We start from the raw sequence: 14,275 nt of genomic DNA, 5'->3' as shown, positions 1-14,275 counted from the left end.
CGCTGCTCCATTCTGGAACGCTGCCGTCCTCGTTGTGTCCAAACGGCGCAGATCGGATTTTTTGCCTGGCGCCCGGTTCGACAGCGTGGGCCGCGCTGGTTGAAGCCGCGTTAGCGCGTCAACGGCATCCGTCGAAGCTCCATGGCCTGGCAGTTGCCCCGCCAGCCTGCCGTGGAGCGCCCAAAACGTCGGTTTCATGACCGCTGTGGCTGCAAGCCATGTGCCGGGAACGGGCTGATCGCGGTGGGGGCGGTGTCGTTAACCTCAATACTGGAACTCGTCGTGCCCGTCCTGCGCAGCGGCAGGGCAGGCAAGGAAATTGCAGTTCCGTGACCAATTAGCCGTCGGAGCGGACAAAGATGATTGCCGAGGAAAGCATGGCCCAGCCGATCGCAACCTGCGAGGCTGAAACGATCGACGCGGATGTCGCCATTGTTGGCGCCGGTTTGGCGGGCTCGCTCGCGCGGGCCGTCCTCTCCCGGGCTGGCTATCGGGTCGTCCTGATCGACAAGCGCTCGATCCCGCCGGATGAATTCCGCGTCGAAAAGATCGCCGGACGCCAGATCGATATCTTCCGCCGCCTGGGCTTCATCGACGACGTCGAGGCCGTCGCCTCGTCCTATGACCGGGTGCTCAACATCAGGGACGGCAGACTGGTCGATATCGGCGTCGGCCGGTCCTACGGGGTTTCCTATGCCAACCTCGTCGACATGGCCCGCGGGCTGACGCCTGATACATCCAGCTTCCTGCTCGACCAGGTGATCAATGTCAGCTGCAGCGAGGATCGTCAGCAACTGACGCTGGCCTCCGGAAAACGCGTCGTCTCGCGCCTGGTCGTTCTGGCGACCGGCATGGCGGGCGCGCTTGGCTACAATCTCGGAATGCGCCGGCAGATGATCGCCGCGCGCCACTCGGTGACGTTCGGCTTCACGATCGCGCGGCCGGATAACGCGCCATTCGGCTTCGACGCGCTGACCTGCTACGGCAAGCAGGCGGCTGACGGCGTCGACTATCTCAGCCTGTTTCCGATGTCGGGCGGCATGCGCGCGAACCTGTTCATGTTCCGCGATCCGACCGATCCGATCATGCGCGAGCTGCGCCGCGACACCCGACGGACGCTGCTTCGCCTGATGCCGGGATTGGAGCGCTACCTTGGCGATTTCCAGATCGTCGGCCAGGTGCACAATTGGGTCATGGACCTCTCCGTGACCGAGGGCCATCTGCAGCCGGGCGTCGTACTGATCGGCGATGCCTACCAGACCAACTGTCCTGCGGCCGGAACCGGCGTGAGCCGCCTGCTGGTGGACGTCGAGCGTCTTTGCACCGAATATGTGCCGCGCTGGCTCGAGACCGACGGCATGGGTACGGAGAAGATTGCGCAGTTCTATTCCGATCGCGACAAGCTCGCCGCCGACCTGCATTCGCTGCAACTGGCGCGCTTCCGCCAGGCTTTGACCTCCAACACCGATGTGCGCTGGACCATGCAGCGGAAGCTGCACTTCCTGCGTCGCATGATCACGCATCAGGTGGACCGGATTCATCCGGGATGGGTCATGCGCGTTCGTAGCGCGCTCCGCTAAGCGGCAGTAAGGCTTTTCCCAGGCGGCATTACCGCGTGCCGGTCGAGGTGCGGACCGGCCTGAGGTCGGTCACCCGCTTGGCGGCCTGCTTGATCCAGGGCGCCTGCTTCAGCGCAAACAGTGCAAGCGATCCGGCCGCGCTGCCGGCCTGCGTCACGCTCGACATCGGCGTGGGCTGGCCTCCGAACTGCATCTTGTAGGGTTCGTCACCGATGGTGAAATCCAGCACCCGGTCGCCGCGCTCGATGCAGTCCTTGGCAACACTCTCGAACGTCAGCGCGCCGATCGACTGGCTCTTGTATCCCTCGATGTCGAAAGCCGTCATGACGACGAGCAGGCTGCCGCGGTGAGCCAGCCCAAGGGCGGTGGCGATGACCTCGCCATCCATCTTCATGGCGTAGAGCCGGGTAAACGAGCCCATGCCGCGAAGCGCCACGCTCGAGTAGAAATCGAAATATTCCGGACGCTGCAGCAGGTCACCGTCGCCGTGTGCCTGGAAACGCGGGCCGCGAAACTTCCTCATCACGTCCATGGCTTCGCCGATCGAAGCGCTGTCGTTGCAGCATGCGAAGGTGAGCGTGCCCTTCTTGTGGATCTGGCGCCATTTCTTTGCCAGTTCCTTTTGATAGGATTTTCCCAGCGCGTTGAGCTCCCATTGCTCGAACGGCGCGGACAGGACCGTCGCATAGGCATTGGTATCCATCAGGCCGCGGTGAGGCGCCCCGAGCAGATTCTCGATCGGCATCTTTGCGTCGAGCAGCTTGGGTATGCGCAGCAGATCGAATGGCCGGACCAGCTTGCGAAGCTGTTCGCAGGCCTGCCGGTCCTGCAGCACGTCGGCGAATGTCGTGGCGGCGCAGACCGGCGACAAATAGTCGGACACGCGAAGGTCCGCGAACTCGATCGTGCGCATCGGGCCGCGCCGCACGCGGAGCAGCGGCAGCACGGCCGCAAGCGCGCCGTTCGCGCGATGACGGACGACGACGACCAGCGGCTTCGCTGCCGCGGCGGGAGCGAGCTTGCGATAGAGGCTGTCGAGCCACAGCGGATGCTGGAAGGCGGTCGCGTCCGAGCCTTCGAACAATGTCGCGTATTCTTCAGACAGGAAGTCGAATGCGTCGTCGATGCAGACATCGAACGCGTCATCATTCTTATTCATGTGAAACCAAACAAACGGGTTTTCAAAGCGCCGGTCGAGCCGCCGTGATCTCCTTATAGCAAAGGCTGATGATCTCGGGCACCGGTAGATTACGATTTGTATTAATGTAGTCCCTCGACCTTTGCGCAGTGTTGCTACTCAAACGTCGCCGGCCTTGCGGAATCCTGTGTGATGCTGTCGCTCCGCCCAGCGCCGGTATCGTTAACAACCCCTTACGGTCCGTCTCACGTCACGCTGCCGCGTGATATCGCATCCGTCTGGACCGGATATTGCAGTTAGGTGCACGTAAGCACTGGAGCCCCTGCTGAAATGTTGACTAACCGCCAAAAAGCCCGCGTTTCCGACGCAATCTCGCCCCTGCAGGCCGATCGCGAGCGGCCGCGGCGTCTCGATTCGGATATGGCTGCTCCAGCTGTCCGGATTTGCAACACTTCGAGCGCCGGGCAGCCGGTTTCCTTCGCGGATGGGCCAGCCGAATCAACGATGCCGAACGGCGTGCCGGAGCGGCGCACCAATCCTGTCGGCAGGGCTGCGACCGCCAGCGTTGCTCGCGCTACGATCGGCGGGCTACGGCTCGCCGTGCTCGATCGCGAGCAGACCGCGGATTTCATGGTCGAGGCTGTGTATCCGAACCGGCGTATCAATCGGCCGCTGTATCTGACGTCAGCCAATGGCGAGGTGCTGTCGCGCTGCTCCACCGAGCCGATGACCGATCGGCTGTTCCGTGCCGCCGACCTGATCAATGCCGACGGGCAGCCGCTGGTCATGGTCTCGAAGCTGCGCTCGCCGAACCCGCTTCCCGAGCGCGTTGCGACCACGGATTTGTTCCACGACGTCGCGCGCAAGGCCGAAGAACTCGGGCTGACCTTCTACCTGTTTGGCGCCAACGAGGTCGAAAACAAGGCGGCCATCGCCAATGTGCGCCGGGCCTATCCGGCTCTCAAGATCGTCGGCCATTCGCACGGCTATCTGCGCGGCGACGCGCTTCGGGCCAAGGTGGATGAGATCAACGCCCTGGCGCCGGACTTTCTCTGGGTCGCGCTTGGCGTGCCCTACGAGCAGGCCTTCGTCGACGAATTCATGTCGCAGCTTGGTAATGTCGGCGTCATCAAGACGTCGGGCGGATTGTTCAACTTCCTGTCCGGATCGCGGCCGCGCGCGCCGAGATGGATGCAGATCGTCGGGCTCGAATGGGCCTGGCGTCTTTGGCTCGAGCCGCGCCGGCTGTTCTGGCGCTATCTGACGACCAATCCGCACGCTCTCTATCTGCTGTTCAACCGGACCCGGTCCTCGGCGACCAGGGACTGAGTCCGTACCGAGTGCAATGTGCCGCTCCGATCCACCGGAGCGGCGAGCTCATCAATGAGCGGAGTACAACTGATATGGACGGTCGAGCAGTCGATAGCTCGGTCTGGCGGGCGCCGGGCGTTGATGCGGAAAATTTCGCGCGAACCGTCGTCAATTGGTCGATCACGGTCAACGTGATCATGTCGATGGGGACGTTCCACCCCGCGCTGCTTCCGACCGAGGTGACGCTGGTTCAGCAGGCCGTCGCCCTGCTGATGTGGGGCCTGCTGATCTATGCGAGCCTGTTCATCCGTCCCTGCCTGCGGCTGGCGTTCAATCTCGACACGCTGGTGATCGTCGCATTCTACGCGTTCGCCACGATTTCGGTGCTCTGGACCAATTTGGACGCGGCGGCCCTGATGAAGGCCGCGGCGCTCGCGGTCACGACGCTGGGCGCGTTCTGCATGATCAGCCGCGTCGACATCGACGACATCGTGAAATCGACCACCCGCGGCCTCTTCGTCCTGATCGCGGGCTCGGCGTTTTGTGCGGTCGCACTCCCGGACATCGGCGTGGACCAGACCTGGATGCACAATGGGCAATGGCAGGGTGTCTTCGAGTCGAAGCAGACCCTGGGCTTCGCTGGCGCCTATCTCATGTTCTTTGCCTGTTATCGAAAGACAACCGGACAGGGATGGCTGCCGTTCCTCATCACGTTCGCGCTCGCTTCGACCTGCGTCGTCTTTTCGGAGTCGCGCGGCGCCGGCGCCTTGTCGCTGGTCGCTTGTGCGCTGTTGCTGACCTCCTTGTGGTCGGTCAGGTGCATGCGGGTCTACGCGGTGCTGCCATGTGCCATGTGCGTCGCTGCCGCGTTGCTGATGCTGTACTTCTATGCGACCGGATACGACTCGATCCACGTGTTCGACACGACGATCAATTTTACCGAGAGAACCTTCATCTGGCATTACGCCATCAGCCATTTCGATGATGCGCCGCTGTTCGGATTTGGCATCAACGGGTTCTGGACCAGACCGGAGATCTACGACTATTTCAACCAGAACCACGGCTGGGTGCTCGACAATTACCACAACGGCTACATCGCCATTCTCGTCGAAACCGGATTCCTGGGCTATTTCCTGTTCATGGCGAGCGTCTTTCTGTTTTCCTACAAGATGCTCTGCCTGATCGCGGAGCGGGCGATCGACCGGCTGCATTGCGCGCTGATCGTCGGGTTCGTCTTCCTCAACTGCCAGACCAATTTTACCGAAACGGTCTTCCTGCGCTCGACGATGTTCACATCGGTGCTGTTGATCGCCTTTTTCCTCGCCGCTTGCCGCTCGTTGCCGTCGCAGCGCCTGCAGCTGCGCGAGCTGGAGCCGTCATGACCGCGTTTCGTTTTGTTCCGCAAAGAGCCTTAGGCGTGCTGCTGGCGGCGGCGCTTTCTGCCGTGCTGATCTCGCCCGGGCGTGCGGCCGGGCAGGGGGCGTCTCCGGACGCCGCGGCGTTGGGGCGCGGCATCAATATTCTTGGCTATGACGGCATCTGGGAAGGTTACCCGAACGCGCCCTTTCGCCTGGAAAACCTCACCGCCATCCGCAAGGCAGGCTTTTCACACGTCCGGATCAACTTCTTCGGCTTCAAGCACATGGATGCCGGCAACATTCTGGATGACGCCGTCTTGCGGCGCCTCGATGCCGTGATCGAGCAGGTGCTGGCGAGCAAGCTGATCCCGATCCTCGATGAGCACGACACCGATCTCTGCCAACGCGACGTGTCGGAATGCACCGCAAAGCTCAAGGCGTTCTGGCGCCAGATTGCGTCGCGCTACGCGGGCAAATACCCGGCGCTGGTGTTCGAGATCCTGAATGAGCCCGGCGGGAACATGACGTCGGCCGAGTGGAACGCGCTGCTCGGCGAATGCCTGGCCATCGTCAGGGGCACGAATCCGAAGCGCAATGTGGTTGTCGCCATCCTGAACACCGAGCAGCTGCCGGTCGAGCAGTTGACGCTGCCGGCCGGCGACAGGAATCTCGTCGTCACGTTCCACTATTATTTGCCGCTGCAATTCACCCATCAAGGCGCGCCGTGGTCGGCGACTTTCTCGAAGATCGGCCCGCTGAGCTGGGGCTCGGCGGAAGACGAAGCCAAGGCCGCCGCGGATTTCGACAAGGTCAGGTCCTGGTCGGAGAGGGAGCAGCGCCCGATCTATCTCGGCGAGTTCGGCGTCTATGAGCGCGCGCCGGCGGAGAGCCGGGCGAAGTACCTGTCGTTCGTGGCGAGGCGCGCTGAAAGCTTCGGCTGGGCGTGGGCCTATTGGCAATTCGATCACGATTTCGCGGCATTCGACGGCGCCCGGCAACGCTGGAACAGGGACATCCTCCGCGCGATCATTCCTTCGGTTCGATGAACCCTTGCGGCCCACGCGCGGCCCCTGATTCAGGATCGCGCGGTACGCCATGCCTTGCCTTGCATGGCCCGAGGAATGATACTCGCTCCGGACAGTCAGACCTAAGGAATCGAGAGCGTTGCCGGACATTGCGAGCAGGGAACAGTTCGATGTCAAGCGCGCAGCCTTTGCCGCGACCATCGGCAACATGCTGGAGTTCTACGACTTCATCACCTACAGCTTCTTTGCAACCGAGATCGGGCGCACCTTCTTCCCCGCGCATAGCGAATACGGCAGCCTCATGCTGTCGCTTGCGACCTTCGGTGCCGGCTTCCTGACACGACCGATCGGCGGCATCGTGCTCGGCATCTTCTCCGACCGGGTCGGCCGGCGGCCGGCGATGCTGCTGAGCTTCGCGCTGATGGGGGGCGCGATCCTGACCATCGCGCTGACGCCATCCTATGCCGTGATCGGCGTCGTGGCTCCGATCATCGTGATCCTGGCGCGGATGGTGCAGGGGTTCGCGCTCGGCGGCGAAGTCGGACCGACCACGGCCTATCTCATCGAGATCGCAGCGCCCAGGAATCGCGGCCTGGTGGTGGCATGGCAGCCCGCCAGCCAGGAGGTCGCAGCGACCATCGGCGCCCTTGTCGGTGTCATCCTGAGCAGCACGATGGCGCCAGACATGCTGCAGGCGTATGGATGGCGCGTCGCGTTCCTGCTCGGGGCGGTGTGCCTGCCGTTCGGCATATGGATGCGCCGCACGCTGCCGGAAACGGTCCCTCACGGCGAGCAAGCTGCCGCGAGCGTCGAGAGTTCGAACCATGTCATGCTGGCGCGCCGACATCTTCGCGTGATCATGCTGGCCGTGATGATCCTGGCCAGCGGCACGATCTCGACCTACGTGACGCAATACATGACGACCTACGCCAAGAATACGCTGCACGTGTCGCCGTCGCTGGCGTTTACCGTATCGTTGGTGAGCAACGGACTTCAGATCATCGGCGCGGTGCTGGGCGGCTGGCTTGCCGACCGGCTAGGACGCAAACCGATCATGATCTGGCCGCAGCTGGTCGTGCTCGTGCTGACCTATCCGGCCTTCCTGTGGATCGTCCGGGACCCCGGCGCGTGGTCGTTGCTGTTCGGCTTCGGCATCCTGTCATTCATCGGATCGCTGCCGTTCACGGCATTCTATGCGGCCTTCACCGAGGCGCTGCCGCAGAACATCCGCGGCGGCGTGTTCGCGACGATCTACGCGGTCGCGATCGCGACCTTCGGCGGCACCGCGCAACTCGTGGTCACGTGGCTGCTGCATGTGACCGGCGATCCGCTGGCGCCTTCCTGGTATCTGCTGCTCGCGGCAGCGGTCGGCATCGTGGCCATGAGCTTGATGCCCGAGACCGCCCCGGTGAAGGTCGGCGAGAAGTAACCGCTGGGCTCAGTCCATGTCGCGAAAGGCGTGGCCGTTGGCCTCGATCTCCTTCACGAGCTGCGGCGGCAGATTGGCCTGCGCCGAGGTGCCGTCGAACACCCAGTCCTTGGCGTCGCCGAGATCGGGAAGGCCGGCGCCCTTGCGGACGTAGAGTCCGACCGACGCCTTCTTCGGGTTGATGTAGAGATCGTAGTCCATTGCGCGCCTCCTCTCCGTTGAAGTTCAACGGAAGCTCCGGCACAGATTGGCCGGAGGCTTCCTGGAAGAGTCTACGCCGGCGGGTCTAGGCGGGTTTCTTCGCCTCCGGCGCAAGCACCACCGACGCTTCGCTGGTCAGCATCAGGAAGGTGATGGTCTCCTGGAAATACAGCTGGACCGAGGTCGCCGAGTGGCTGAGATAACCGATCGAAAGGTCCTGGCCGATCGAGAGCTGGAAATCGCCGCCGCGGGTGGTGAGCAGGACGCCGCCCTCGATCGCAGGCGCCCAGATGATCTTGCCGTCGATCAGGCGCTGGATGTGCTGCAGCACGGGATAGCCGTCGTCGGTCGCACCGCCGATCGCGGTGTAGGGCTCGGTGCCGAGCAGCAGCGTATAGGGACCGTTGACGCCGGCGAGCCGCAACTGGCTGACCGCCTGCGCGACCACGGCGGGGTAATTCTTGATGCTCGACGGCAGCTTCAGCACCGGGTTGCTGGTGCCCTGACGGATGCCCTGAATCCCGGCGGCGGCATAGCCGTCGAACACCGCGCGATCCTCGGCGAAGGCGATTTTTCGCGCGGCGTCCTTGAGCGGATCCCAGTCGGAATCATTGGAGCCGCGTTCGACGTCGTCGATCGCCTGGCGCGACAGCTCGAACGGCACGCGCAGCTCAACCAGCGCGCGCACGTCGCGCTGCGTCGCCTCGACCCCGTCGCCGGGCGTCGCGATTTGCTTCAGATGGCCGGTGCCGACCGCAGAGAAGTCCGTGCCCTTCGGGCCATCGACATCGACGACACGGCGCGCCGCCAGATGGCGCTTCAACGTCCGCGAGGCTTCCTCTTCGATCTGGGCCCATGCCGCGTCCGAGATGGGGGCCAGTCCCCGATGAAGATTATTCATGTCCAGCCTCTCCTTTGAGTGAGCCGATCCCGAGCGAGCCGTCGGACGGCGGTATTCCTGGTGCAGGTGTCTCGTCAGCCCCGGCGTCGTCCAGCGACGGCTCAGCGGGCGCGGCTGCTTTGCTGGTGACGTCCTCCAGGAAGGTCGCCGACGGGATGAAGAACAACGTGCCGGTCACGGCGCGGCTGAAGTCGAGCAGGCGGTCGTAATTGCCCGGCGGCTTGCCGACGAACATGTTCTCCAGCATCTGCTCGATCCGGTGCGGGGACTTGGCATAGCCGATGAAATAGGTGCCGAACTCGCCCTTGCTGATGTTGCCGAACGGCATGTTGTCGCGGACGATATCGAGCTCCTCGCCATTCTCGACGATCGTCGTGAGGGCATTGTGCGCGTAGCTCGGCTTCACCGCATCGTCGAGCTCGATGTCGGACAGTTTGGTGCGGCCGATGATCTTCTCTTGCATCTCGACCGGCAGCTCGTTCCACTTCTTCAGGTCGTGCAGGTATTTTTGTACGATCACATAGCTGCCGCCGGCGAAGGCCGCGTCCTCGTCGCCGATAATCGTGGCCTCGGTCGCCGCCTGGTCCTCTGGATTCTCCGTGCCGTCGACGAAGCCGAGCAGGTCGCGCTCGTCGAAATATTTGAAGCCGTGCACCTCGTCCGAGGTGGCAACCGCATCACCGAGCCGCGACATGATCTGTGTCGCGAGCTCGAAGCACAGGTCCATCGGCACTGCGCGGATGTGAAACAGCAGGTCGCCTGGTGTGGCGACGGCGTGGTGGACGCCGTTGATCTCGCGGAACGGATGCAGACCTTGCGGCTTCGGCGCACCGAACAGCCGGTCCCATGCATCCGAGCCGATGCCCATGACGCAGGACAGCCGGCCCTCGAGATCGCGGAAGCCGACCGCGCGCACCAGCGCAGCCAGATCGGCACACAGCGACCGCACCACGGTATCAAATTCCGGATTGGGCTTGATCGTGACCGCAAGGAAGATGGCCGCGCGCGTCAGTTTCGCAGCGACCGGTTGCGGAACGGCTGATGGCACGCATCTCTCCTTAACTAACGGCACTTTCACGCGAAAAAGGTCTCGACTGGACGCCGGATCGACGTCCAGACAGGGCAGAGGAGCATGCCATCGGAGCCTTTACAAGAGCCCGGATCGCTAGGCTTCCGCGGACGGACCAACCGGCTTGCCGGACTTCTCCTCCTCAAGGGTCACGGCAATGGCGGCGTTGGCGGAGAGCCGGACCTTGGAGCCTTCGACACCGGCGACGAAGCCGAGCTCGATATAGTGGTGATGGCCTTTGTGGAAGCCGTCGCTCTCGCTCTTCTTGAGCTTGATGCGGTTGCCTTCCACGTGATCGACGGTGCCGACATGCACGCCATCGGCGCCGATGACCTCCATGTTGTCCTTGATGTTCTGCTGCGTCATGGCGCTCTCCCTGGTTGCAGGTCGGCTTGTATATTCAGCTTGCATATGATGCGCCCGGACGACGCGGCGATGACGGCGCGCCGTTGGCAATCCGGGCTTCTCTCACACCGGTTCGAATTCGTCTGCGGCAGCGTTCTCGGGCTTCTTGCCGTTGAAGGTGAGGCCGGCCTTGGTGGCGGAGAGCTTCACCCGCGAGCCGTCGCGGACGTCGCCGGCGAGGATCATCTCGGCGAGCGGATCCTGCACGCTGCGCTGGATCACTCGTTTCAGCGGACGGGCGCCATAGGCTGGATCCCAGCCCTTCTCCGCCAGCCAGTCGCGCGCCTTCGGGTCGAGCTCCAGCTCGATCTTGCGATCCTCGAGCAGCTTGCGCAGGCGTGAGAATTGAATCTCGACGATGCGGCCCATGTCGCTCTTCTGCAGCCGGTGGAACAGGATGATCTCGTCGATGCGGTTGAGGAACTCGGGCCGGAAATGCGCCCGCACCATGTTCATCACCTGCTCGCGCACCGCGCTCGTGCTCTGGCCCTCCGGTTGGTTGACGAGATATTCCGCGCCGATATTCGAGGTCATGATGATCAGCGTGTTGCGGAAATCGACGGTGCGGCCCTGGCCGTCGGTGAGACGGCCGTCGTCGAGCACCTGCAGCAGCACGTTGAAGACATCGGGGTGCGCTTTTTCGATCTCGTCGAACAGCACGACCTGGTAGGGCCGGCGCCGCACCGCTTCGGTCAGCGCGCCGCCCTCGTCGTAGCCTACATAGCCGGGAGGTGCGCCGATCAGCCGCGAGACCGAGTGCTTCTCCATGAACTCGGACATGTCGAGACGGACCATCGCGGTCTCGTCGTCGAACAGATATTCGGCGAGCGCTTTTGCGAGTTCGGTCTTGCCGACGCCGGTCGGACCTAAGAACATGAACGAGCCGATCGGCCGGTTCGGGTCCTGCAAGCCGGCGCGGGCGCGGCGCACCGCGGTCGACACCGCACGCACGGCCTCGGCCTGGCCGACGACGCGCTTGCCGATCATCTCCTCCATGCGCAGCAGCTTGTCTTTCTCGCCTTCGAGCATCTTGTCGACCGGCACGCCGGTCCAGCGCGACACCACCTGCGCGATATTGTCGGCGGTCACGGTCTCGCTGGCGGACGAGGTCTCGCTGGCCTCGACGGCAGCGAGCTTCTTCTCGAGCTCCGGAATGCGGCCATAGGCCAGCTCGCCCGCCTTCTGGAATTCGCCCTTGCGCTGCGCGTTGGCAAGCTCGGTGCGCAACTGCTCGAGCTCACCCTTCATCTTCTGCGCGTCGGAGAGCTTGCTCTTCTCCGACCGCCATTTCGACGTCATGTCCGCCGACTTCTTCTCGAGATCCACGAGATCCTTCTCGAGGGTTTGCAGACGGCTCTTGGAGCCGAGATCGGTCTCCTTCTTCAGTGCCTCCTGCTCGATCTTGAGGCGGATGATCTCGCGGTCGAGCGAGTCGAGTTCCTCAGGCTTGGAATCGACCTGCATCTTCAGTCGCGCCGCGGCCTCGTCCATCAGGTCGATGGCCTTGTCGGGCAAGAAGCGGTCGGTGATGTAGCGGTTCGACAGTGTGGCGGCGGCGACCAGCGCCGAATCCGCGATGCGCACGCCGTGATGCTGCTCGTATTTGTCCTTGAGGCCGCGCAGGATCGAGATGGTGTCCTCGACCGTCGGTTCGGAGACGAACACCGGCTGGAATCGCCGGGCCAGCGCCGCATCCTTCTCGACATGCTTGCGGTACTCGTCGAGCGTGGTGGCGCCGATGCAGTGCAACTCGCCGCGAGCGAGCGCGGGTTTCAACAGGTTCGATGCGTCCATCGCGCCGTCGCCCTTGCCGGCGCCGATCAGCGTATGCATCTCGTCGATAAACAGGATGATCCCGCCCTCGGCGGACGTCACCTCCTGCAGCACCGCCTTGAGCCGTTCCTCGAACTCGCCGCGATACTTTGCACCGGCAATCAGCGCGCCGAGGTCGAGCGCGAGCAGCGCCTTGTCCTGCAGGCTCTCCGGTACGTCGCCATTGACGATGCGCAGCGCCAGACCTTCGACGATCGCGGTCTTGCCGACGCCGGGCTCGCCGATCAGGACGGGATTGTTCTTGGTGCGGCGTGACAGAACTTGAATCGTGCGCCGAATCTCCTCGTCGCGGCCGATCACCGGATCGAGCTTGCCGTCTCGCGCGGCCTGGGTGAGATCGCGGGCATACTTCTTCAGTGCGTCGTAGGCGTTTTCGGCGGTCGCGCTGTCGGCGGTGCGGCCCTTGCGCAGCGCATTGATCGCCGCGTTCAGGTTCTGCGGACTGACGCCGCCCTTGGCGAGCAGCTTGCCGGCCTCGCTCTCCTTGTCGGCTGCCAGCGCCTGCAGCAGGCGTTCCACCGAGACAAAGCTGTCGCCGGCCTTGTCGGCGGTCTGTTCCGCCGCGGCGAAGGCGCGCGCGGTCTCGGGCGCGAGGTAAATCTGTCCGGAGCCGGCGCCGCTCACCTTCGGCACCTTCGCCAGCGCGTCTTCGGTCGCCTTGAGGATCGCGCGCGAGTTGCCGCCGGCGCGGTCGATCAGGCCTGCTGCGAGGCCTTCACTGTCGTCGAGCAGCACCTTCAGGATGTGGAGCGTCGAGAACTGCTGGTGTCCTTCGCGCGTCGCGAGCGATTGTGCCGACTGAATGAAGCCGCGGACGCGATCGGTATATTTTTCTATGTTCATCGTGGCACCTCAAGGCAGCACAGGCTCGTCGAGATCCAATATGCCACGCATTGCCGCCGGCGACAGATGGCGGAACGATGACATCCATCATGCGACAGGCGTCCAATCGTGCCTGGCGGAGAACCGCGGGCCTGACGCCACCGCTGCTCGCATCGTGTGGTCGTTTCAGGGGAGTGTCAATCGCGGAGCGCGGCCGCCGGCATACCGCTTTTGAGGTGTTGCGACTGCCAGTGTTGGCTTCTGGCACTCATCCGGAGGCACTGCTACGGACGCGCCGACAAACCGGGGTCCGGCATCACGCCGACGGCGGCTCGGCTGATCGTGATGCTTGCGGAATGAGCGGCCCGACGAGCCCGGATGGTTGCAATCATGCGAGAGCCGAAGTCATGTTCGCGATTTCAGTAACTGTGATCTCGCACCTCGCGGAATGCACGCGATGATGCAGACGTGCGTCGCGCTGTTCCACTGAATCGCGCGATGATGAGTCACTGCACACTCTGAACCGTCGATGAATGGCTGCGTGATGCGTTTGGCGCTGTTTCAGGTTGATGTAAGGTCAAGGCGCTAGCGATGAAAGTGTGTCGGTGTGTTGCCGATGCACGGAACTTTTGTTCCGGTTCTCACGTTGAACGTGCTCATCGAAGAGGCTCCCCCAATGATCACTCGTCTTCTTTCGACCGCGTCGTGCGCTGCGATTGCCACGGCGCTGTTCACTGCGACCGCCGTGCCGGCAATCGCGCAGGATGCGGCATGCGCGCCGGTCGCTGCCGTCGATACCGCGCCGCCGCCGTTGCCGACCTACGATCAGCCTCCGGTGCCCGGACCCGGTTACATGTGGTCGCCGGGCAATTGGTCGTGGGACGAGGATCGCGGCGATTATTACTGGGTGCCGGGCACCTGGGTGCAGCCGCCGCGGGTCGGCTTGCTGTGGACTCCCGGTTATTGGGGCGCATTCGGCGGCGGCTTCATTTTCCATCAGGGCTACTGGGGCGATCGCGTCGGCTTCTACGGCGGCATCAATTACGGCTTCGGCTACGGCGGTTCAGGCTATGAAGGCGGCCGCTGGGATCACGGCAACTTCTTCTACAATCGCACCGTGAACAATTTAGGTTACGCGCGAGAAGGTGTCCTTTAGCGCGCTGACTGTTGCGAGTTTTGCACGCAGACGTCCGGGTCAAGCGT

12 protein-coding genes are annotated in these 14,275 nt (G+C 63.5%); 6 read left to right on the top strand and 6 right to left on the bottom strand.

All coding sequences use genetic code 11. The annotated features are described in order from the left end of the window. Positions 1 to 359: 359 nt before the first annotated feature. A complete protein-coding gene (locus JQ573_RS15885; protein ID WP_212313028.1) occupies positions 360 to 1,580 on the top strand; it encodes an NAD(P)/FAD-dependent oxidoreductase in 1,221 nt (406 codons plus the stop codon). Positions 1,581 to 1,608: 28 nt separating this feature from the next. On the opposite strand, the gene JQ573_RS15880 is transcribed toward JQ573_RS15885, so the two are convergent. Continuing rightward, a complete protein-coding gene (locus JQ573_RS15880; RefSeq protein ID WP_212313026.1) occupies positions 1,609 to 2,739 on the bottom strand; it encodes a GNAT family N-acetyltransferase in 1,131 nt (376 codons plus the stop codon). 483 nt (positions 2,740 to 3,222) lie between these two features. Here JQ573_RS15880 and JQ573_RS15875 point away from each other — a divergent pair, with 483 nt between their 5' ends. The 4 genes from JQ573_RS15875 to JQ573_RS15860 all read left to right on the top strand — a co-directional run bounded on the left by JQ573_RS15875 (position 3,223) and on the right by JQ573_RS15860 (position 7,841). Beyond that, positions 3,223 to 4,047, top strand: a complete 825-nt coding sequence (locus tag JQ573_RS15875) for a WecB/TagA/CpsF family glycosyltransferase (protein WP_249131855.1) — start codon at positions 3,223 to 3,225, stop codon at positions 4,045 to 4,047. 74 nt (positions 4,048 to 4,121) lie between these two features. Next, positions 4,122 to 5,411: an O-antigen ligase gene (locus JQ573_RS15870; protein WP_212313024.1), complete on the top strand. Its 1,290-nt coding sequence runs from the start codon at positions 4,122 to 4,124 to the stop codon at positions 5,409 to 5,411. Beyond that, the gene (locus tag JQ573_RS15865; protein WP_212313022.1) at positions 5,408 to 6,433 is read left to right on the top strand and encodes a glycoside hydrolase family 5 protein; all 1,026 of its coding nucleotides are present in this window, start codon (positions 5,408 to 5,410) and stop codon (positions 6,431 to 6,433) included. Before JQ573_RS15870 ends, JQ573_RS15865 begins: the two co-directional genes overlap by 4 nt. 118 nt (positions 6,434 to 6,551) lie before the next feature. Then, positions 6,552 to 7,841 (top strand): MFS transporter, encoded by a 1,290-nt coding sequence (locus JQ573_RS15860; protein ID WP_212313020.1) that lies wholly within the window; start codon positions 6,552 to 6,554, stop codon positions 7,839 to 7,841. A 9-nt stretch (positions 7,842 to 7,850) separates the two neighbouring features. Here the strand turns inward: JQ573_RS15860 and JQ573_RS15855 are convergent, their stop codons facing one another. From JQ573_RS15855 to clpB, 5 genes are all read right to left on the bottom strand, one after another. After that, positions 7,851 to 8,042: a hypothetical protein gene (locus JQ573_RS15855; RefSeq protein ID WP_097672779.1), complete on the bottom strand. Its 192-nt coding sequence runs from the start codon at positions 8,040 to 8,042 to the stop codon at positions 7,851 to 7,853. 85 nt (positions 8,043 to 8,127) lie between these two features. Then, complete coding sequence (locus JQ573_RS15850; RefSeq protein WP_212313018.1) at positions 8,128 to 8,943, bottom strand: family 1 encapsulin nanocompartment shell protein; 816 nt, start codon at positions 8,941 to 8,943, stop codon at positions 8,128 to 8,130. Next, complete coding sequence (locus tag JQ573_RS15845) at positions 8,936 to 9,991, bottom strand: Dyp-type peroxidase (protein ID WP_212313016.1); 1,056 nt, start codon at positions 9,989 to 9,991, stop codon at positions 8,936 to 8,938. Before JQ573_RS15845 ends, JQ573_RS15850 begins: the two co-directional genes overlap by 8 nt. Before the next feature lie 117 nt (positions 9,992 to 10,108). Beyond that, on the bottom strand, positions 10,109 to 10,378 hold the full coding sequence (locus tag JQ573_RS15840) for a DUF2171 domain-containing protein (RefSeq protein ID WP_050628119.1): 270 nt from the start codon (positions 10,376 to 10,378) through the stop codon (positions 10,109 to 10,111). Positions 10,379 to 10,480: 102 nt separating this feature from the next. Then, positions 10,481 to 13,093, bottom strand: a complete 2,613-nt coding sequence (gene clpB / locus JQ573_RS15835) for an ATP-dependent chaperone ClpB (protein ID WP_212313014.1) — start codon at positions 13,091 to 13,093, stop codon at positions 10,481 to 10,483. A gap of 655 nt (positions 13,094 to 13,748) precedes the next feature. Here clpB and JQ573_RS15830 point away from each other — a divergent pair. After that, positions 13,749 to 14,228, top strand: coding sequence for a YXWGXW repeat-containing protein (locus JQ573_RS15830; protein ID WP_212313012.1), 480 nt, complete (start codon positions 13,749 to 13,751; stop codon positions 14,226 to 14,228). The last annotated feature ends 47 nt before the right edge of the window (positions 14,229 to 14,275 follow it).

Source organism: Bradyrhizobium sp. AUGA SZCCT0105 (genome assembly GCF_018129565.1).
Classification (GTDB): Bacteria; Pseudomonadota; Alphaproteobacteria; order Rhizobiales; family Xanthobacteraceae; genus Bradyrhizobium.
This window is presented reverse-complemented; position numbering and strand designations above follow the sequence as displayed.

Excerpts from the sequence above, each read along its gene's own strand:
- JQ573_RS15885 (WP_212313028.1), top strand. The coding sequence starts at position 360 with ATGATTGCCGAGGAAAGCATGGCCCAGCCGATCGCAACCTGCGAGGCT.
- JQ573_RS15880 (WP_212313026.1), bottom strand. The coding sequence starts at position 2,739 with ATGAATAAGAATGATGACGCGTTCGATGTCTGCATCGACGACGCATTC.
- JQ573_RS15875 (WP_249131855.1), top strand. The coding sequence starts at position 3,223 with ATGCCGAACGGCGTGCCGGAGCGGCGCACCAATCCTGTCGGCAGGGCT.
- JQ573_RS15870 (WP_212313024.1), top strand. The coding sequence starts at position 4,122 with ATGGACGGTCGAGCAGTCGATAGCTCGGTCTGGCGGGCGCCGGGCGTT.
- JQ573_RS15865 (WP_212313022.1), top strand. The coding sequence starts at position 5,408 with ATGACCGCGTTTCGTTTTGTTCCGCAAAGAGCCTTAGGCGTGCTGCTG.
- JQ573_RS15855 (WP_097672779.1), bottom strand. The coding sequence starts at position 8,042 with ATGGACTACGATCTCTACATCAACCCGAAGAAGGCGTCGGTCGGACTC.
- JQ573_RS15850 (WP_212313018.1), bottom strand. The coding sequence starts at position 8,943 with ATGAATAATCTTCATCGGGGACTGGCCCCCATCTCGGACGCGGCATGG.
- JQ573_RS15840 (WP_050628119.1), bottom strand. The coding sequence starts at position 10,378 with ATGACGCAGCAGAACATCAAGGACAACATGGAGGTCATCGGCGCCGAT.
- clpB (WP_212313014.1), bottom strand. The coding sequence starts at position 13,093 with ATGAACATAGAAAAATATACCGATCGCGTCCGCGGCTTCATTCAGTCG.
- JQ573_RS15830 (WP_212313012.1), top strand. The coding sequence starts at position 13,749 with ATGATCACTCGTCTTCTTTCGACCGCGTCGTGCGCTGCGATTGCCACG.